We start from the raw sequence: 20,778 nt of genomic DNA on the forward strand, positions 1-20,778 counted from the left end.
GGAGTTACGTTTACCTGTCCTCTTTTTAATGTTAATGCTCTCGGACCGTTTGTTGATTTTAATGAATCAGCGCCCGGTGCTCCGGGAGCTTTGAATGCCCAAACATCCCATTGACCAACAACTGAGTCAGTTGCTGCACCTGTATTTGTAAATCCGTTAGCAGCTAAAATATCATCAAGAGCGCCTAACGTTGTTGTGATTGAATTTTGACCTGCAGGAATCGTTAATCTTCTTGTCGGTAATGAAGCACCGAAAATGAATTTATAATTTGCAGTAATTGTTGCTGTATCCCATGTAATTGTCACAGGAGTTGTTGAACCCGGGAATGTAACAATTCTTGCACCTGCTGTAGGTGTCTGAATATTGAATGGGCTTAAAGCATTTAAAGAAATTGTAACTGAACCAACCCATGTCTGGAATAATGTTGATGCTGATGCATTCTTATCATCCATCCATGCAGCATATAATTTACCGTTACCTGAAGTTACGCCAATGTAATCACCCATTGTGTTTACGCCCGGTAATAACTTTGGTTTGAAGTTGTGGTCTGCAATTTTTTGGTCTGTCCATGTGGTACCGCCGTCAAGTGAACGTGACATATATACTGTACAAGAGTCACCTGAAGATGGAAAATCTCTGTTATCATAATAAACTACGTTTACGCCGCCGGCTTCGTCAACTCTAACGCAAGGGAAGAATTGTACTTTTCCGTTATTAAGTGCATCCTGGTTTACTCTGATGTTTGGTGACCATGTTACACCGCCATCTGTTGATCTGTTTAAAATAATATCAGCGTCAGTTCCTGCAGGTGCTAAGTTAATTTGTGATGTAACAATATAGATATTGCCATTTCTGGGTCCGCCTGATTTATCGCAATCTATTCTTGGGAAACCGTTTGTTCTGATACCCCATCCGTTGAATGAAGATGAACGTGAACCGTTATCATCGCAAGCATTTTCAGTAACTGTGAAATTCAATCCGCCGTTAGTTGATTTAGCAAAACCGATAAAATCTTCCGTAAATGGTGAAGAAGAAATACCTGCTGTCCAGGTCACATAAACTTGTCCTTGAGGACCTGTTACAACGTCATGTCCTTGTGCATTATGTCCTGTTGGTGTTGCATTTAAAACTATTGGTGTTGACCAGCTTACGCCGCCGTCTGTTGTTCTGGAGAATCTTCCGTTACCGGGAGTTGTTCCGAAGCTTGTCCATGCCATGTACGTGTTACCATAGTAAGGACTGGCAGGTGCGTTGTCTGAAGTTGCTAAATTCTTATCACAGTTAGCATCTAAAACAACATCAAAAGTAGAAGACCAAGTTACACCTTTGTTAGTTGAATAATTTGCACCCATACCTTTCAAACCGCCGAAGTTGGTTGTAGATGTTAGGTGTGTAAATAAAAATCTTCCGTTCTTATCAATTGCAGGACCTGGATCTCCTCTTTGGTCTGCCTGACTTGGAGCGCCGAGTGTATCAGTACCGTACCATGATGTTCCTCCATTTGTTGAAACATAAGTACCGGCATTGATAGAAGCGCCGCCTACAATATTTTGTGAAGCTACATATAAAATTTGGGGGTTAACCGGGTCTCTTGTCATGTAAATTTCGCATTGTTGGTTTAGCGAAGGATACACTCTGATACTTGGGTTAATAACGAGAGTTTGTTGTGGTGTGTAAACAATTCTCGAATCTGTAGATCTTTGTTCTATTCCAAGATCAGTCGCAACAGGGAGCTGCGCGCCGTTCTTTTGTGCTGCCATCATCTGAGGATTGAAAGACCACCTGGGGCTTTCATCCGTTTTTTGACCTGTGAAATACACAAAGCCAATGATAACTAGTGAAAAAAGTAATATTAACTTCTTCACGGTTTCTCCTTAAGGTTTAATTTAAATTAACAAAGTCAAATTAACTCATTCGGATTTTAAAATCAATTATGAACAAGTTACAAGTGTAAGAGTTTTTAGGACTTTAGGATTGATTTTCAAGAGCATCAAGCTCGTCAAGTTTATGCTTTGAATGTTTATTGTAGAAGTAAACTGATATTACCCCAACAACTACTGCAAACCATAAAGTGGCTACGCGAATGATAATGGTTGATGCAGCGGAAACATCTTTAGGAATTTTTAAGATAATTAAAAGTCCGGTGAGAGATGCTTCTGTAACACCGAGTCCTCCCGGAAGCATAGCAATAGCCCCGACAAGAGTTGAGAAGCAATAAATAAATGATGCGGTAAGCAGACTGGTTTCTATATTTGAAGTAGATGAGAAAATTTTTAATACAAAATAAAATCCGCCGCATTCAAATCCCCAGGCAACAAAACTCATTAAAATAGCAATCAGAAGTGGTTTTATTTTTACTAACTGATATATACTTTCATAGGCGACATGAATTTTGTGAACATGTTTTGAGATGAATTTTATCTTTTCTAATGAATCTATAATTGCTAACGAAAGCTTTTGAAAGCTGAGAATTAAAGTTACTCCTATGAAAAATATTCCAACTCCTATGATAATAGTGCGACCATAATCAAAAAAATATGCTCCGACTATACATATAATTATTATTGAAATAAAATCAGTGATTCTTTCGGCAATGATTATTGGGGCAGATTTTGCAATAGGCGTTCCGGTTTCTTCTTTAAGCAAATAAGATTTTAAAACCTCACCCATTTTCCCGGGAGTAACACTCATTACAAATGCAGATAAAAAAATTTTGAAGCTAAGAAGAGGTGCGACTTTTATTTTTAAAATTTTAAGATAATATTCCCACTTAAAAAATCTTGCTACGTAATTTAAAAATGAAAGTGAAAGTATAACAGGAAAGTACCACCAGTTGAATTTTCCTAAAGCAGTTACCAGCTTATCAAAATCAGCATAGAGACTGATACCTAAAAATATCAGCGCCCCGAATGCAGCTGAGAGTAAAATTTTCTTTTTGTATTTGGAAAACAAATCAGATTACTTTTTTAATTGTACTGTAAAGATTTACAAGCGGTAGTCCCATTATATTATAATAGTCACCGATAATTTTTTCAACAAAAAGGCAGCCGAAATCATCCTGTATCCCGTAAGCTCCTGCTCTATCCAATGGTTTAAACTTATTCACATAATAATTAATTTCTTCATCGTTAAGCTTTCGGAAAACTACTTCAGTCTTTTCATATGAAAATTGCTCTTTGCCGTTCTTTGTATTGATAACATTCAATCCGGTATAAACGTAATGTTTCTTTCCGCTTAGCTTTTTCAGATATTGTTTTGCTTCTTTTAAAGTAGCAGGCTTATGAAGGATTGTATTACCTATAAGTACAATAGTATCTGCACCTATTATTATTTCGTTTTTATAACCCTCAGCAACTATTCTTGATTTCTTTAATGCATTTATCTGAACAAGCTTAATAGGATTATACCTTGCGACTTCCAGCTCTTCAGATTTACTGTCAATAATTTTATGCTTTAATCCAATCTGTGTTAATAAATTTGCTCTGCGCTGAGACTTCGATGCAAGAATATACTTTGCAGCTAATATTTTTTTTAGAGACATTATTTTAGAAGCTCTTGAAGTTTGTTCATTAAATCATCTTTTGAAATAATATGTCTCTCGCCCGTCTTTCTTATTTTAATCTCAACGTTGCCGTTCTTTAAATTCTTTTCGCCTAAGATAACATGAATTGGTGTTCCAATTAAATCAGCATCTTTAAATTTAAATCCTGCAGATATTTCCTTTCTGTCATCATATAAAACTTCAATTCCTTTTTCATTAAGTTCATTATAAACCTGTTCCGAGTAACTTACTACGCTATCGATATTCGTATTTGCACAAATAAGCTGTACCTGGAAAGGAGCAATTTCACCGTTCCAGATTATTCCGAACTTATCGTGATTCTGTTCAATGTGCGCAGCCGCAATTCTCTCAACTCCGATTCCGTAACTTCCCATGATAATCGGATGTGAGTTTCCCTGCTCATCTAAAAAAGTTGAACCGAGAGCTTCAGAATATTTTGTGCCTAATTTAAATATGTGCCCGACTTCAATTGCCTTAGTAATTCTTATCTTATCTTTTTTATCAGTCGTAAGCTCGCCGTCTTTTACTGTTCTTATATCATAGTATTTAATTGAAGGTACATCTCTTTTTAAATCAATATTCTTAAAGTGATAATCGTTTTTATTTGCTCCGCTGATTAATTCATCTGCATCTTCTAATCTTAAATCTGCAATAACTGAAATTTTTGGGTTAGAAATTTTCAAGGGACCTATAGAACCTGCATCTGCACCGCTGATTGACATAAGTTCTTCAGGATGTCCGGGGCGTATATTCTGCCCAAAGATATTCTGAAGTTTAGTTTCACTGACTTCATCATCTCCGCAGACAAGTGTAAGTACATATGAATCGCCGTTCACAAATAAACGTGACTTTGCTAACCTTGTCCAGTCGCTTTCTGTTCCGACAAATTTTGCAAGCTGCTCAATTGTTTTTATGTCCGGTGTATGAAATTCTTCGGGTTCAAGATTGGAATTCTTTCTTTCAACTTTATCAATGTAAGAAACTGCAACTTCTATATTGGAGCAGTAAGAATTATTTTCAGTTACTACAATGTTGTCTTCGCCTGCATCAGATTCAACCATGAACTCTTCTGAATCGCTTCCGCCCATTGCACCGCTGAAAGCAGTAACGACATAGAAATTCAATCCGCAGCGTGTAAAAATATTACGATAAGCCTGCGCATGTTTCTCATATGATACATCTAAAGCTTCCCATGTAGAATCAAACGAATAAGCATCCTTCATAGTAAACTGTCTGCCTCTCAATACGCCTGAGCGTGGACGTGCTTCATTTCTGAACTTAGTCTGTATCTGATACCAGATCTGTGGTAAATCTTTATATGAAATTAAGTTGCTCTTCGCTATTGTTGAAAAAACCTCTTCATGAGTCGGAGCAAGTACAAGCTCTCTGTTCTTTATTCTGAATATTGTATCACCGTAATCTTCAAGTCTTCCGGTTTGACTCCAAAGTTCGTTAGGGGAGAGTGCGGGAAGGAAAAATTCCTGTCCCCCGATTGCATTCATTTCTTCTCTGATAACTTTTTCAACTTTTTTGAAAACTCTGAGACCGAAAGGGAGATAAGAATACACGCCTGAAGTAAGCTGGCGGATCATTCCGGAACGAATCATTAATTTGTGTGAAGTGACAACTGCATCAGCAGGCTCTTCTTTGATAGTCGGTAAAAAAAACTGTGTTAATCGCATTGAATTATTTTGATAAGCATTCAAAATAACTTTATATATTTGGTAATTCAATTCAGAAATAAATTACGGGATTTGTTCAGAGATAAGTTAAACGCAAAGACCGCAAAGTTTGATGCGAAGTTCTGCAAAATTTGAAGTATTTATTTAAGTAAAACTTCTTTGCGTTTAATAAATATTTAATTCAAAGTTGTAGCGCACTAAACCTACAACTTGCAACACATAATACTGCGTTGTAAAAAAAATAAATTTTGGCTATTGTGATAAAAATCAATTTAAAATAATTTATGAGCTCTGCATACCTACACATTCTGCTTAACCATATCCCCGTTATCGGAACAGCGCTTGCAGCATTTGTACTTCTTTGGGGTTTTTTCAAAAGAAGCGATGAAATAAAAAAACTCAGCCTTGTTATTCTTTTTCTTGTTACGCTGGTAACGATTGTTGTCTATACTTCCGGTGATAATTCAAAGGGAAGCGTTGTGAGTATTGAAGGTGTTAATTCCGATTTTATAGACGCTCACGAAGAATTTGCCGAGAAGGCATTTATTGCTTCAGACGTAGTAGGAGTGCTTGCATTGACTGCACTTTTTATTTACAGAAAACCTAAGCATATCCCTATGTGGGTTGCGATTGCTTTTTTTGTACTAATACTTGGACTCAACGGAATGATGGCATGGACGGCGCATCTTGGAGGTATGATAAATCATACTGAGATAATGGGTATATCACCTTTGAAAAAGTAGAATAAAATACTATATATTACCTTTGATTGGTCTTATTGTAATATCTTCTATTACAACTTTTTTGGGCTGGTCAAAAATACTTACTACAATCTGAGCGACTTCATTAGGAGTCATCATCTTGCTTGCATATTTTTGTCTGGTCTTGCTATCCCACATTGCTGTTTCAGTAGGACCGGGCAGAACATTAGAGACTTTAATGTTTAAATGCCTTACTTCTTCCCTTAAAGAATTTGTTAGCGCAAGTAATCCCGCCTTTGATGCAGAGTAAACTGTGCTGTTTTCAAAAACATGGGTAGCTGCAATTGATAAAATGTTGATAATATGTCCTCTCTTATTTTTAATCATCTGAGGAAGTACATATTTCATTGCGAGAAATGAACCGCGGAGATTGGTATTAATGATGTTATCGAAATCGAATGATTTTGTTTCCAGGAATGATTTGAAAGATGTAACTCCCGCATTATTTATCAGGCAGTCTATCCTTCCGTATTTTTCTCTTATCCTTTTGGCAGTTCCTATTATGCTGCGCTCGGAGAGCATGTTGCATACAAACGCAGTTGCTTCTCGGCCTGCGAATTTTATCTCGCTTGCAATTGCTACAAGACGTGATTTTCTTCTTCCTGTCACAACTACTATATGCCCGGCTTTGGAAAATTCATTTGCAATTTCTCTTCCAATTCCGGTTGATGCTCCTGTAACCCAGATAACTTTTTGCACTGCAAAAATTTAATTGCAAAATTTGATTGATAATACAAAAATAGTTTTTCAATTATCAATTAGCAATTTGTTTAAAGCGGACAAGTAATTATTTAAAAAGATTAAATTGTTCTTAATATACTTTGAACCTCGCTAACTGAAATATTTCCTGTTTCCGATTTATCGTAAATTGTTAAAAGATATATATCAGATAAATCCTCTTTCAGACTAAGTTCTATATAATTGATTACTCGGAATCCTCCACTTTTTCCTTTAGATTTACTTTTGACCTTTAATCTGATTTTATATAAATTTTTCCCTAGAGGTGTACCAAAGTTAGCTGTGTATATTATATCTTTTTGGAGCTTTAATAGATCTGATTTTAAAGATGGGAATTTTTTTGACAATCTTTTTACTTCCTTTTCAAATCTGGAAGAAGTGAAAAAATTATAGTGCATTTAAAACTTCAGCTAAAGTTTTCAATTTTTTTTTACCATTTCTATGTTGCTCGACTTCTTGAAATGATTTTTTAATATCGAGTAAAGTTTCTAGCTTCTTGATTTTCTGAGAATAGGATTTGTTAACCCTATTCCAGTCTTTTTCTGAAATAACAACTGATTTCCTCTTTCCGTTTATATCTGTTATATATTCTATATTCATGATTTTGCTTTGTTCTTTAAAAATAATATAAAAAGAGAAAAATTAATTGAAAAGGGAATTGATAAGCAATAAAATCTCGTTAAGATTACTCTATCTTAACGAGATTATTAATTCTACCCTTTGTATTCTCCCCATACACTTCTCAGTGCATTGGAAATTTCACCTATGGTAGCATAGCTTTCAATTGCCTCAAGGAAATAGGGGAGCAGGTTTTCACTCGTCATCGCTTTTTGTTTTATCACTTCAAGCTGAGCTTTAACTTTTTCATTATCTCTTTCTGATTTCAGTTTTTTGATCTTTGCAATCTGAATATTTCTAACTTCATCGGAGATTTTATTTACTTCGTGAATCGGTTCATTCTTAGTTGTGAATTTATTCACACCGACAATAATATTATCACCTTTCTCCAATCCAATCTGAAAATTATATGAATTATTTTCTATTTCGCTTTTCTGATATCTTACTTCAATTGCCTTGGTAGCTCCGCCCATCTCTTCTATTTTATGAATATATTCCCAGGCTTTATCTTCAATCTCATTTGTAAGATGCTCAACAATGTATGAACCGCCCATTGGATCAACAGTATCTGCAACTCCGCTTTCATAAGCAATTATCTGCTGTGTTCTTAAGGCAGTCTGTACTGCTTCTTCAGTCGGAAGTGACAACGCTTCATCTTTTCCGTTTGTATGCAATGACTGGCATCCGCCCATTACTGCAGCAAGCGCCTGCATTGTTACTCTTATAATATTGTTATCGATTTGCTTATCTGATAAAGTCGAGCCGCCCGTCTGCGCATGGAAACGAAGCTTCATGCTGTTCTCATCTTTCGCATGGAACATATCTTTCATTATCTTTGCCCATATTTTTCTTGCTGCTCTGAATTTCGCAACTTCTTCAAGGAAATTATTGTGGGCGTTAAAGAAAAATGACAAACGTTTTGCAAATTTATCCACATCAAGACCCGAGCTTATTGCCTGTCTTACATATTCAATTCCATCCGATAAAGTAAAAGCAACTTCCTGCACTGCGTTTGAGCCTGCTTCTCTTATATGATAGCCCGATATTGAAATTGTATTCCACGAAGGTAAGTTATCACTGCACCATGAAAAAATATCGGTGATAAGTCTCATAGATTCCTTCGGAGGATAAATATACGTGCCTCTGGCAATATATTCTTTCAATACATCGTTCTGAATCGTGCCGGATATTTTCTTCAAGTCCGCATTCTGTTTCTTTGCTATTGCTACATACATTAATAATAGCAATGATGCAGTTGCATTGATTGTCATCGAAGTTGTTACATCTGCGAGTTTTATTCCATCGAAGAGAGTTTCCATATCTCTCAATGAATCTATCGCTACACCGACCTTACCAACTTCACCTTCGGACATTTTATCATCTGAGTCATATCCGATCTGCGTTGGTAAATCAAATGCAACGGATAAGCCCGACGAGCCGTTTGCTATTAAATATTTATATCTTTGATTTGATTCTTCTGCTGTTCCGAAGCCTGCGTACTGACGCATTGTCCAGAATTTTGAACGGTACATTGACTGGTGCACGCCGCGTGTGAAATCGAATGTGCCGGGATTTGCCTGCTGATTTGTAGATGTTAGATATTCAGGAAAAACAATTCCTGAATCTGTTTTGAATTCTTCTTTGCGATTAGCCATCTTCTCAGGGTTAATTTTTCGAATTACTTTTCAAAATCACTTTTAGAATTACTTAATGTCCACGCCCGATTTTAAAAACTTATAGTGTTTCTTTGATTCTTTTGAATAAAACTCGTTTGCATTAATTGCTATAATATCCCATGAGTTTTTTTCCCAGTATTTTGGCTTTTCTTTAAGCTCTACTGTGTATGTTGAATCATTAATGGTCTTAATTGTATATTCTGATTTATGTGTCGCAACTCCCAATGAATCATCCCATTTCAGATAAATATATTTTTCATCGAAACCTGCCATCTGTTTTTCGGGTCCGTTTGTATATACGAATACTTTATCTACTAAGTTGAGTTTCTTCTCGTTGCAGGACATAAGCGCAATTGATGTTATAAAAAGTAATACTAATAAATATTTCATAAAATTGTTTTATAGATTTAAAATTACATTACAATACCGCCGTCAACACAGAGTGTCTGACCTGTGATATATGATGCATCATCCGATGCTAAAAATTTTACTACGCTTGCAACTTCCTTTGTGCTCGCAAATCTTTTCATTGGAATGCTTGCCAGATAATTTTTCTTTACTTCCTCGCTGAGTTTGTCTGTCATTTCAGTTTCAATAAATCCCGGAGCGATTGCATTCACATTAATATTTCTTGAAGCAAGTTCCTTTGCAACAGCTTTTGTAAAGCCGATAACACCTGCCTTTGAAGCAGAGTAATTTGCCTGTCCCGCATTACCCATTACACCTGAAATGGAAGTGATGTTTACAATCTTACCTGACTTCTTTCCCATCATGGGACGTGAAACTGCTTTTGTAAAGTTGAATACTCCTTTGAGATTTGTATCAATAACTGCATCCCAATCTTCCTCTGACATTCTCATTAACAATCCGTCTTTTGTAATACCGGCATTATTTACAAGTATATCAATCTTGCCAAACTCTTTTACTAAGGCATCCACTAATTCTGATACAGCTTTTATATCAGAAACATCGCATTTATGATGCTTTATATTTTTTGAGTTGAAGTACTCTTCATCAATTGCATTTTTATATGTAACTATAACCGTAGCTCCGTCATTTAAAAATGACTCAGCAATTGCTTTTCCGATTCCTCTTGAACCGCCTGTAACTACTACAACTTTATCTGTGAAATCCATTATTTTGTTTCAGGTAATTTGATTGTGTATTTAGGGGTGTAATTCTGTTTATAATAGTCTTCAATTTTATTGTACATATCTTCTCCAAGTACATATTTTATTTCCTCTCTTGTTCCGTCAAATGTAGTCTGTGTGAAATTGTGTTCTTTATCAATTCCGCAATAAGCTAAGTCCTGTGAGTGTTCATCGTCGTATGTCAAAATTTTATTTACTATGGTTACGGGGTACATGATACAGTAAGTCGGCTTAATTGCCCACTTATGCATTCCATTTTTAACTGCTGCAACCTGTAAAGAACAATACTGATTCTCGTCATTGAAAACACATTTCTCCACACCTTTTGAATCAGTATAAATATTTGAACCTGCTGCATAACCGGAAGGGAAGTCAGCATCTTCAACCACTTCCTCATCGAACCATTGCGACTCGTCTTTTATCTGGTCAGCGCTCATTACATCTTTAATCATGTCTTTGTGAGCAAGTATGACTTCAGGAAAATGTTTATCCATGTAAACACCTGATTTGCAGCACTCGCCGAAACAGATTTTCATATCACAGCCTGCAACAAAGCCTTGTGTAAAAATAGAAGTGTTAACTTTCTGTCCGTCAAATTCTACAACTTCGTCTCCGTTTGTTATCTCATATTCGTGAGTAGTACCTGAGGCAATTTTATCTTCTGAATTGTGTTCCAAATTATTATTTTAAGTTTTCTAAATTATCAAGATCTTCCGCAGTTGAAATGTTGAAACATTTAACTGACGGATCAATTTTTTTAACTAAACCTGTTAAAACTTTTCCTGAACCAATTTCATAGAACATAGTCGCTCCAGCATGTACCATATTTCTTATACAGGTCTCCCATTTAACCGATGACATTAATTGTCTATAAAGAGCATTTTTAATTTTATCTTTATTTTCAAACGGCTCGGCTTCTACATTGCAGAATACAGGAATCTTTGCATTACTAAAATTTGTAGTATTGATTGCAAGTCTAAGCTCTTCTGCTGATGTAAGCATTAAGTTTGAGTGGAACGCTCCGCTCACTTCAAGCTCCTTTACCATTCTTGCGCCGTATTCCTCTTTTGCAATTTTCATTGCGCGGTGAACTGCTTCAACATCGCCTGAAATAACAATCTGTCCCGGAGAATTATAATTAGCGGGCTGTACAATTTTTCCTTCGCCTGCTTTATCACAGACTTCTGTTACTTTGGTATCATCTAATCCTATAATAGCTGCCATAGTGCCGGGCTGCTGAACTCCCGAGTTCTTCATAAGCTCACCTCTTTTTTTCACAAGTCTTAGTCCGTCTTCGAATGAAAACGATTCAGCGTAAGCGTTTGCAGTGTACTCACCGAGTGAATGCCCTGCAGTAACATCTGCTTTGATTTTATCTCCGATTAATCGTGTTAAAATATATGAGTGAACGTAAAGTGCGGGTTGTGTAATGTGTGTTTCTTTAAGAACGTCTGCAGGTCCTTCAAAGCATAGATTTGAAAGATGAAATCCCATAATCTCATCAGCCTTATGATAAAGCTCATTTGCCAAAGCATGTTTTTCAAACAGATCTTTTCCCATTCCAACTGCCTGGGAGCCCTGTCCCGGAAATATAAAAGCAATTTTACTCAATGTTTCGTCTTCTTAAATTCTATAAAAAACTGATTGTTTTGAAAGTTAGTCATTATGTAAAAGACATTCAATTTAAGATATTTTCCCATGTCATAAGGAAAAATCTTACATTTTAAAATAAATAGTTGTAAATTATTATATCTAAACACCCAGTCAGAATATTTTAAACAAATAAAACTAAATGAAATGAAAACCACTATTTCTCATTTCAGGATAGTTCTGTTTGCTTTAGGATTCTTGGCGTTCTCATCTTTAACATATTCACAAATCAGTTCGCCCGGAACACCCCTCAGCATTCTAAGAAATCTTGAAAGAAATAATATAGAACAAAAAATAATGCCTGGCTTCGATATGGAAGAAGTAAAGAGGCAGGATAAGATTGAATCAGCAATGAAGGATATTCCGTTCAGGTTTGGTTATGGCTATTCAGTCAACATTGGACTAACAAATGCCGGTACTTGGAATACTTTAGCCGATGGAAGCAAAGTGTGGAGAGTAGAAATTACATCTGCAGGTGCCTTCGGATTAAATTTTATTTACAATAAATTCTATATGCCAAAGGGATGTAAGTTTTTTGTATACAGTCAGGATAGAACAATGATATTGGGTGCATTTGACGAAAACAACAATATACCTGAAAGAATGTTCTCAACCGCTCCTGTAAAAGGAGAAACAGTTGTTCTTGAATTAAATGTGCCCGCCGGAGTATCTGAAACTCCTGAACTGAATGTCTCATCTGTTGTTCACGAATACAAAGATATTTTCAGATTTATGAAGGCGTTCACCGATGATTTCGGAACATCAGGTTCGTGCGAAATAAACGTGAACTGCCCGCTAGGTGATCCTTGGAAAAAGCAATCCCGTTCAGTTGCTATGGTATTATTATCTGACGGTACCAGATGGTGCTCGGGTTCTTTATTAAATAATACAAGAAATGACGGAACACCATTTTTTATGTCAGCAAACCACTGTCTTTCCGGTTCTACTACAACATGGATTTTCATGTTCAAATATGAAAGTCCGAACTGCTCAATAATTGATGGTCCTACAAATTTTACAATCACTGGCGCTACATTGCTTGCAAATAATGCTGCATCTGATTTTGCTTTGATGAAATTATCAAGCAAACCGCCATCTTCTTATAATGTATATTATGCAGGTTGGAACAGAGCAGATGTCGGCGCAACTTCAGGCGCAGGTATCCATCACCCTGACGGAGATATCAAAAAGATATCTTTCAGTTTAGTTCCATACACAAGTGATACATGGTCAGGCACTCCTGCTAATTCACACTGGAAAGTAAACTGGTCAGCAATTAACGGTAATACTGCAGTTACAGAAGGCGGTTCCTCAGGTTCACCAATGTATGACCAGAATCAGAGATTCATCGGTCAGCTTCATGGCGGACCTTCTGCCTGCGGAGCATCTCAGCTCTGGGATTTCTATGGAAAGTTCTCAATGTCATGGGATTACGGTTCGACTTCATCAACAAGAGTGAAAGACTGGTTAGACTCAGCTAATACAGGAGTAACAGTATTGGATGGATATGATCCGTTCGGAACTGCCCTAAGCGCATTCAATTTACAAACTCCAACTGCCGGAGCAAGAATAGTAACTATCGGCGGTTCAAATGTCCCTGTAACAATTACGTGGGATACTGCATCACAGGGAATTAATTATAGATTTATATTTGGAAATGTTGTTACTCCAAGAAGAATTTCTATTTCGGCTTCATCCAATAGCATTACCACAACACTTGGAGCATTAGATGCAATGCTTGCATCGGCAGGATTTACCAATAACGGAACAGCTTCAGACTCACTCGTTGGTCAATGGGATATCTGGGCTTATAAAAATCCGGGCTCGCCGGGAGCTGACTCTATCAAGTCAACTAACGGGCCGAGGGCAATTACATTCAGAAGACAGCAAACTACAATTTCTGCTTTCAATTTAGTATCTCCTGCTACAGGATTTAGAATTGTAACTAATCCGATAGATCCAACCCCTATTAATATAATATGGAATAAATCCGGCAACGGAGGCGCAGCTTATAAATGGTTGTTTAAAACAGGAGCCTCATATTCTGATCCTGCTACAATCAGATTAACTTCTAATAATCTTGGATACGATACAGTTTTATCTTTCAGAACTTCTCAGGCAGATTCTCTGCTGGCTTCTTTTGGTCTTGCACCCGGGGATTCAGTTGTCGGTTACTGGAGAGTCAGAGCTTATGCTACAGATTCTATAAATTCAACTGGACCTGACAGACAAATTACATTAAGAAGAGCAAGCCTTCTTCCATTGTATCAGGATTTCACTGATGCTGCTTTCCCGCCGGCTTTCTGGACACTTACCGGAACAGGTACTCAATACTGGACAAGAGCTACTGTTAGTGGTTATGGTCATGGAACAGCTTCCGCAAAGTATGACTTCTGGACTGCAACTGCGACGACAGGTTCGCAGACATTGGTATCAAACCAATTTCCACCTGTAACTGCAGGAAGCAATTATTTGAGGTTCAATTATGCGGCTGCATATTATTCAGCTACGGCAATTGATTCATGCGTTGTTGAAACATCAACGGATAACGGAACGACCTGGACAAGATTAATAGGAATGTATCAGTCAACATCCTTGTCATCAGGGGTAAATTCTTCCTCTATAATGTCAACTGTTTCATCAACTTCGTCATTCACACCGACAAATACTCAATGGGCAACTAAAGTTTACACAATGCCTATCGGTACAAATAAAGTAAGATTCAACGCCAAAAGCGCATACGGAAACAATTTATATATTGATGATATCATAGCGGGAGTAGCAACGGGTATTGGCGGAACTCCGTTAACACTTACACCTGATAAATATGAAATATCTCAGAATTATCCGAATCCGTTTAACCCGACTACAAAAATAAACTTCTCATTACCTAAGCAGGGCTTTGTGACTTTGAAGGTTTATGATGTTCTTGGAAAGATGGTAGCAAAGTTGGTAAGCGAAGTAAAACCTGCAGGTGTTTACTCAGTGGATTTCAACGCAAATACACTTGCCAGCGGAATTTACTTCTATAGAATTGAATCGTTAGACTTCGTTGAAACAAAACGAATGATGCTTATTAAGTAGTTCTTAGATATAGTTAAGAGTTGTTAATAAATTCAAAGCCCGGCGATTGTAAAATCATCGGGCTTTTTATTTAGAGTAAATGTTCCCCTCCTTTTCAAGGAGGGGTTAGGGGTGGTTATCCTTTCTCAAATTTAAATTTTATTTAACCGATGAAATTCGTAATTTCTGAAATTCAATAAATTTCTCAACATTTTATTTTATAATAAAACACTATGAGCTCATCAGAACAAAACATTACGTCTTTATCAACAGAAAAAAGATTATTCAAGCCGAAGAAAGCATTCTCCGAGCAGGCTCACATAAAATCATTTGACCAGTATAAAAAAATGTATGCGCAGTCTATTAAGAATCCTGAAAAATTCTGGGGCAAAGCTGCTGAAGAACTACACTGGTTTAAAAAATGGAAAAAGGTTTTGAAATGGAAAGCCCCTCACTCAGAATGGTTCGTAGGCGGCAAATTGAATCTTTCTTATAACTGTCTTGATATACATGTTGAGAACGGAAGAAAAAACAAAGTTGCTTTGTTCTTCGAAGGTGAGCCCGGTGATACAGCAACATATACATACGGTCAATTATTAAATGAAGTAAAGAAATTTGCAAACGTTTTAAAATATAATAATGTAAAGAAAGGCGACAGGGTAGTAATCTATATGCCTATGATTCCTGAAGCCGTAATTGCAATGCTTGCTTGCGCAAGAATTGGCGCAGTGCATTCAGTTATCTTTGGCGGATTTGCGGCTCATGCATTAGTCGATAGAATAAACGATGCAGAAGCATGTATGGTTATCACTGCCGACGGTGCTAACAGAAGAGGGCAGCTTGTTGAGCTAAAGAAAAACGTTGATGAAGCTATGCCGAAATGCCCGACAATTAAGAATTGTATAGCAGTAAAAAGAACGGGAACTCCAATCGGATGGAATGACCTGCTTGATAAATGGTATCACGTTGAAATGGACGCAGTTGATAATAACTGTCCTGCTGAAAAACTCGATTCAGAACATCCACTCTATATATTGTATACCAGCGGAACTACAGGTAAACCAAAGGGAATTTTACATACTACAGGAGGATATTCTGTTCAAACTTATCTTACTTCCAAATATGTTTTCGATTTAAAAGACGATGATATCTACTGGTGTACTGCCGATATCGGCTGGGTAACGGGACACAGTTATGTTGTTTACGGTCCTTTGCAAAACGGTTCAACAGTTTTAATATACGAAGGAGCACCCAATTATCCCGAGCCTGATAGATTCTGGAAGCTTATTGATAAATACAAAGTAACAATTTTCTATACAGCGCCTACAGCTATCCGAGCATTTATTAAATGGGGAACTCACTGGGTAGATAAATATAAACTCGATTCTCTTAGACTGCTTGGAACAGTAGGGGAGCCTATTAATCCTGAAGCATGGATGTGGTATAACAAAGTTATCGGTAAGGAGAAATGTCCTATTGTTGATACATGGTGGCAGACGGAAACGGGAGCTATCATGGTCTCGCCAATTCCGGGTGCAACTTCAACGAAGCCGGGAAGCGGAACGTTGCCTTTCTTCGGAATCGATATTGAAGTACTGGATAAAGATGGCAAGAAAGTAGCTGCTAACCAGGGCGGTCTGCTTGTAATCCGCAAGCCATGGCCTTCAATGCTCAGAACAATTTACAGAGATGATGAGAGATATCAAAAACAATACTGGAGCGAGTTTGAAGGAATGTACTTTACAGGTGACGGAGCACGTAGAGATAAGGACGGATACTTTTGGGTCATGGGTAGAGTTGACGACGTACTAAACGTAAGCGGTCACAGACTCGGCACTGCTGAAATCGAATCTGCATTAGTAGCACATGTTAAAGTCGCAGAGGCTGCAGTAGTCGGCAAGCCGGATGAAATGAAGGGCAGCTCAGTATTTGCATTCGTCACACTTGAAGGCAGCCACACACCAAGTGATGAATTGAAGACAGAACTTAAAGCATGGGTAGCGAAGGAAATCGGCGCCCTTGCAAGACCTGATGAAATAAGATTTACAGACGCATTGCCAAAAACCCGCAGCGGAAAAATTATGAGAAGACTTTTAAGAGAGCTCGCCGCCGGCGGAAGCGTAACAGGCGACGTAACTACTCTTGAAGACTTTGCAGTACTTGAAAAATTGAGAGAGGGCGAAGAGGAGTAGTTTTAAAATTAAGAATTTAGAGTTATGAATTAAGAATTACCTGATCACATACAACGTGATCAGGTTTTTTATTTATATTCAATTCCTTACATAATTTCCTCTGACCAGCCTTCCACCCACGTTATAATAATAAAAATAAAACGTATTATCTTTATAATCACTTGCTGTGATGTAGCCCGTTGTTGTTCCGTAACCAATTCCTTCAGGAAAGTTTTCTTGCTTTTTCAAAATATTTCTATCCCATGCATAAACTGAAAATATTGAATTACTGTCATTCAATATCATTACAAATTTATTTCGTGATTCACCTGTAACGTGCCAAATTCTATCGAGAGTAGATTCAGTATTAAAAGTATAAAAATCTGTCCAGTCGTTTTCAGTAAAATATGAGAAAATATTTTCATTATTCAATGTTCTTACTTTTATTAAATCGTTCTCTAATCTGTACTGAGTTATATGCATTTCAATAGGTTCTCTTCGTAAAAAATTAACTCCTTCATTGGTGATTTTATAAATATCGTTTCCTGAACCGGGTGACGAATTCGCATAAAGATAAAGATTCCCCTGTGATTTAAAGATTGTTCCCGGTGTACTGTTCAAAGAATAAGAAGTTACTATTCCATTATCGAACAAGTAAAGCTTATTCTGTTGATACAGCATAAAGTAAAACTTCCCGGGTGATACAGTATATAAAACAACGTTATATCCAAAGAGAGAAGAGTCCTGAAAGTTTACCTTTGTAAAAACTCCGTTATTATAAATTTTGAACTGAGGAATCTTATAGCCGTTAACAACCGGCGATTTATATCCGCTCATTACAAAATAATTTGCATCATAAAAATTAGTTGCATTGCAGCTGAATGTCGTATCCGTATTTGAGAGGTCAGTTGTGACGCCATCTTTTATTTGATAAACATGCCCCAGTGTTTCTATAAATGCTGTATGTGAATCTCCAGCTGCCATTCTTATAATAGTATCATGAGGAACATACATTGTTGTAAAGTTATAAATATTACTATTCCTGAAAGGTGAGGAATCAACCGGCATATCTGATTTGCATCCAAAGAAACAGAATGAAGTAATGCCGATAAAAAGTGAGACAATGAAATACTTAATGATTGATTCAAATAAGAGTTTCATAGGATTGGGTTAAATTATGAAATTGCTTTTCCATTTAAATTGAAAAACAAAAGCAATAAAATTTTATCCTATATACTTACTTGATTTAGATTTGTATCATTAATTTAATTAATATTTATTTAAAATCAAACTAAAAATTCTGTAACCTTATTCCGTATTTTAAAGTAAATGAAATCGACTTTTTGAAAAATAAATTAGCCTATTTAATTCTTCAAATATTATATCATTTAAACCATCTCACAAACAGAAAAAATTGTCGGGAGTATTTTTAAAATTTACACTGATGATTTAGAATTCTTAAAGTAAAAATTGTTAATCTAACTTCATTTTAAGTGATGTTAAAATAAATTCCATATACCTTATTCTTTGCATTGATAATATTGGTATTAACTTAGTATGCACAATTTTAAAAAACAATAATCACTTACCATTCGTAATCGCATTTAAAATACAAAGCACGTTTTTTAATTTTAAAAAACGAAAATCAGCTATGAAAAAAATTCTAATTACCTCCCTCTTTATTTTTACTTTTATATTAAATTCCCTCAATGCACAATGGGTTCAGCAAACTAGCGGAACAACGGCATTATTAAAATCAGTCTCTGCAGTCAGTGACCAGATCTGCTGGGCAAGCGGCGCAGGTGTCGTTCTCAGAACAACGGATGGCGGCGCAACATGGATTAATGCCCTGGGAAACATTGCCTCAACCTTCGGTGGCTCAAACATCTGGGGCGTTGACGGACAAACTGCTTTAGTTACAGGTACAATTTCCGGAAACGCATTTGTTTACAGAACATCTAACGGCGGTACATCATGGTCTCAGGTATTTACACAAACCGGAGGCTTCATTAATTCAGTTCAGCTTACAGGAGGATTAAACGGTTACATGATGGGTGACCCCGTTGGTAACAGATGGTCACTCTGGAATACAGGTACAATCGGTTTAAGCTGGGACTCAACCGGCATCAGACTTGACGGTACAGGCGAAGCCAGCTGGAACAACGGCATGATGATATCCGGTTCAAAAATGTGGTTCGTTACAAATACAGCAACAGGCAAAATTTATTATTCAACAAATTCAGGAACAACTTTTACAGCTCAACAAACAGGTGCAACATCTGCTACCTTTGGAGCAATCTGGTTTAACTATCCGTTTCAGGGATTAGCAAGCTCTAATGGCTCACTTTTCTCAACATCAAACAGCGGAACGACTTGGACTGTAGTTTCTAATGCTCCGGGCGGAACCGCTAACATTGGCGGCATCACCGGCAAAAATTTAAAATGGTGGTTTACAAGAAACACTGCCAGCACAAGTATTTATACTTCCGGGGATAACGGGACAACATGGTCATCACAAACCTGCCCGAGCGGAGCTTACTCACATATTTCTATGGGAAGACTTTCCACCGGCGGCACTGCAAATATATGGGCAGTCGGAGATGCAGGAAAAATAATTTTCCTTTCGGGAGTAGTTGGTGTAGAGCCAATTAACTCACAAATGCCTTCCAAATATTTATTGGAACAGAATTATCCTAATCCATTTAATCCTCAGACAAATATAAATTTTTCAATTCCGAAAAATACATTTGTAAAACTTAAAGTATTCAATACAACAGGTAAACTTATTTCTGAACTTGTTAACGAATACGAAACTGCAGGCAATTACTCAGTCAAATTTGACGGAAGCGATTTAAGCAGCGGAATTTATTTTTACACAATTGAATCAGAAGGATTTAGAGAAACAAAATCAATGATGCTGATAAAGTAATTTCTAATTTGTCGTTAAATTTCCCTATTATACAAGGCGGCGGAGTTTCTACCCCGTCGCTTTTTGTTTTTAATTGAAACTTTTTTCCTTTCATCACTATTAAGTTTTTAAGATATTGTTCTTAACTAAACATTGTTAAAATGAAAAACCTAGTATTAATCCTCTTCTCTATTTTTTTACTGAGCACTGTTTCAAATGCTCAGACAAAAACATCTACTTCTGATACATCAAAATCCAAAGGGACGATAAAAAGAACCGTAACGGCAATTGCTGTAATTTCCGGTAACACATACGATGGAATTACCGGCGTTATCCGTTTCACAAGATTGAAAAAAGGCGTCCGCATTTCAGGTGAACTTTATGGTTTGACTCCCGGTAAACACGGATTCCACATTCATGAAAAAGGATTATGTGACCGTCCTGACTTTTCAACTGCGGGCGGACATTTTAATCCGGGCGGTATGAAACACGGAAGCACGCATTCCGAGCAAAGACATGAAGGTGACTTCGGAAATATAATTGCAGATGACTACGGTGTAGCAAAGTTTACTTTTACTGACTATACATTAAGCTTTAAAGGAACTAACAGCATTATTGGTAAAGCTGCTATTATACATGAAAAAGAAGATGATTTAAAAACTGACCCGAGCGGTAACTCAGGCAGCAGAATAGGTTGCGGAGTTATACAATTAAATACCTATAGAAGACACTGATAGATTTCAGATTTCAGATTTTAAATGTTATTAAAGAAAGACCCTTGTATATTTTTCATACAAG

At 36.8% G+C, this 20,778-nt stretch carries 18 protein-coding genes; 5 read left to right on the forward strand and 13 right to left on the reverse strand.

Annotation, left to right across the window (positions count from 1 at the left end; genetic code table 11):
* The 4 genes from JST55_00005 to JST55_00020 all read right to left on the reverse strand — a co-directional run.
* A partial coding sequence (locus JST55_00005; GenBank protein MBS1491854.1) for an exo-alpha-sialidase occupies window positions 1-1,865 on the reverse strand: 1,865 nt, incomplete at its 3' end.
* A gap of 103 nt (window positions 1,866-1,968) precedes the next feature.
* Entirely contained in the window at window positions 1,969-2,952 is a 984-nt protein-coding gene (locus JST55_00010) for a flippase-like domain-containing protein (GenBank protein ID MBS1491855.1), read from the reverse strand.
* A gap of 1 nt (window position 2,953) precedes the next feature.
* Window positions 2,954-3,541, reverse strand: coding sequence for a septum formation protein Maf (gene maf / locus JST55_00015; GenBank protein ID MBS1491856.1), 588 nt, complete (start codon window positions 3,539-3,541; stop codon window positions 2,954-2,956).
* Complete coding sequence (locus JST55_00020; protein ID MBS1491857.1) at window positions 3,541-5,244, reverse strand: proline--tRNA ligase; 1,704 nt, start codon at window positions 5,242-5,244, stop codon at window positions 3,541-3,543. The genes maf and JST55_00020 overlap by 1 nt, the downstream gene beginning before the upstream one ends.
* A gap of 284 nt (window positions 5,245-5,528) precedes the next feature.
* Here JST55_00020 and JST55_00025 point away from each other — a divergent pair, with 284 nt between their 5' ends.
* Window positions 5,529-5,987, forward strand: coding sequence for a hypothetical protein (locus tag JST55_00025; GenBank protein MBS1491858.1), 459 nt, complete (start codon window positions 5,529-5,531; stop codon window positions 5,985-5,987).
* 9 nt (window positions 5,988-5,996) lie between these two features.
* Here JST55_00025 and JST55_00030 read toward each other — a convergent pair whose 3' ends face one another.
* From JST55_00030 to fabD, 8 genes are all read right to left on the reverse strand, one after another.
* Window positions 5,997-6,704, reverse strand: coding sequence for an SDR family oxidoreductase (locus JST55_00030; protein ID MBS1491859.1), 708 nt, complete (start codon window positions 6,702-6,704; stop codon window positions 5,997-5,999).
* Window positions 6,705-6,805: 101 nt separating this feature from the next.
* On the reverse strand, window positions 6,806-7,141 hold the full coding sequence (locus tag JST55_00035) for a hypothetical protein (protein ID MBS1491860.1): 336 nt from the start codon (window positions 7,139-7,141) through the stop codon (window positions 6,806-6,808).
* Window positions 7,131-7,343, reverse strand: coding sequence for a hypothetical protein (locus JST55_00040; GenBank protein ID MBS1491861.1), 213 nt, complete (start codon window positions 7,341-7,343; stop codon window positions 7,131-7,133). Before JST55_00040 ends, JST55_00035 begins: the two co-directional genes overlap by 11 nt.
* A 113-nt stretch (window positions 7,344-7,456) precedes the next feature.
* A complete protein-coding gene (locus tag JST55_00045; protein MBS1491862.1) occupies window positions 7,457-9,016 on the reverse strand; it encodes a methylmalonyl-CoA mutase in 1,560 nt (519 codons plus the stop codon).
* 48 nt (window positions 9,017-9,064) lie between these two features.
* Window positions 9,065-9,427, reverse strand: a complete 363-nt coding sequence (locus JST55_00050; GenBank protein MBS1491863.1) for a hypothetical protein — start codon at window positions 9,425-9,427, stop codon at window positions 9,065-9,067.
* A 23-nt stretch (window positions 9,428-9,450) separates the two neighbouring features.
* Entirely contained in the window at window positions 9,451-10,173 is a 723-nt protein-coding gene (fabG, locus tag JST55_00055; GenBank protein ID MBS1491864.1) for a 3-oxoacyl-[acyl-carrier-protein] reductase, read from the reverse strand.
* The gene (locus tag JST55_00060; protein MBS1491865.1) at window positions 10,173-10,865 is read right to left on the reverse strand and encodes a DUF3109 family protein; all 693 of its coding nucleotides are present in this window, start codon (window positions 10,863-10,865) and stop codon (window positions 10,173-10,175) included. Before JST55_00060 ends, fabG begins: the two co-directional genes overlap by 1 nt.
* A gap of 4 nt (window positions 10,866-10,869) precedes the next feature.
* Entirely contained in the window at window positions 10,870-11,799 is a 930-nt protein-coding gene (fabD, locus tag JST55_00065; protein MBS1491866.1) for an ACP S-malonyltransferase, read from the reverse strand.
* Between the two features lie 186 nt (window positions 11,800-11,985).
* Between fabD and JST55_00070 the strand changes: the two genes are divergently transcribed.
* Window positions 11,986-14,922 (forward strand): T9SS type A sorting domain-containing protein, encoded by a 2,937-nt coding sequence (locus JST55_00070; GenBank protein ID MBS1491867.1) that lies wholly within the window; start codon window positions 11,986-11,988, stop codon window positions 14,920-14,922.
* 212 nt (window positions 14,923-15,134) lie between these two features.
* Window positions 15,135-17,093, forward strand: coding sequence for an acetate--CoA ligase (acs, locus tag JST55_00075; protein ID MBS1491868.1), 1,959 nt, complete (start codon window positions 15,135-15,137; stop codon window positions 17,091-17,093).
* Window positions 17,094-17,171: 78 nt separating this feature from the next.
* Here acs and JST55_00080 read toward each other — a convergent pair whose 3' ends face one another.
* The gene (locus JST55_00080) at window positions 17,172-18,233 is read right to left on the reverse strand and encodes a hypothetical protein (GenBank protein ID MBS1491869.1); all 1,062 of its coding nucleotides are present in this window, start codon (window positions 18,231-18,233) and stop codon (window positions 17,172-17,174) included.
* A gap of 490 nt (window positions 18,234-18,723) precedes the next feature.
* On the opposite strand from JST55_00080, the gene JST55_00085 reads away from it, so the two are divergent.
* Together JST55_00085 and JST55_00090 are read left to right on the forward strand one after the other, a co-directional pair.
* Complete coding sequence (locus JST55_00085; protein ID MBS1491870.1) at window positions 18,724-20,001, forward strand: T9SS type A sorting domain-containing protein; 1,278 nt, start codon at window positions 18,724-18,726, stop codon at window positions 19,999-20,001.
* 140 nt (window positions 20,002-20,141) lie between these two features.
* A complete protein-coding gene (locus tag JST55_00090; GenBank protein ID MBS1491871.1) occupies window positions 20,142-20,714 on the forward strand; it encodes a superoxide dismutase family protein in 573 nt (190 codons plus the stop codon).
* The last annotated feature ends 64 nt before the right edge of the window (window positions 20,715-20,778 follow it).

It is taken from the genome of Bacteroidota bacterium (assembly GCA_018266835.1).
In the GTDB taxonomy this organism is placed as follows: domain Bacteria; phylum Bacteroidota; class Ignavibacteria; order Tepidaquicellales; family Tepidaquicellaceae; genus JAFDZO01.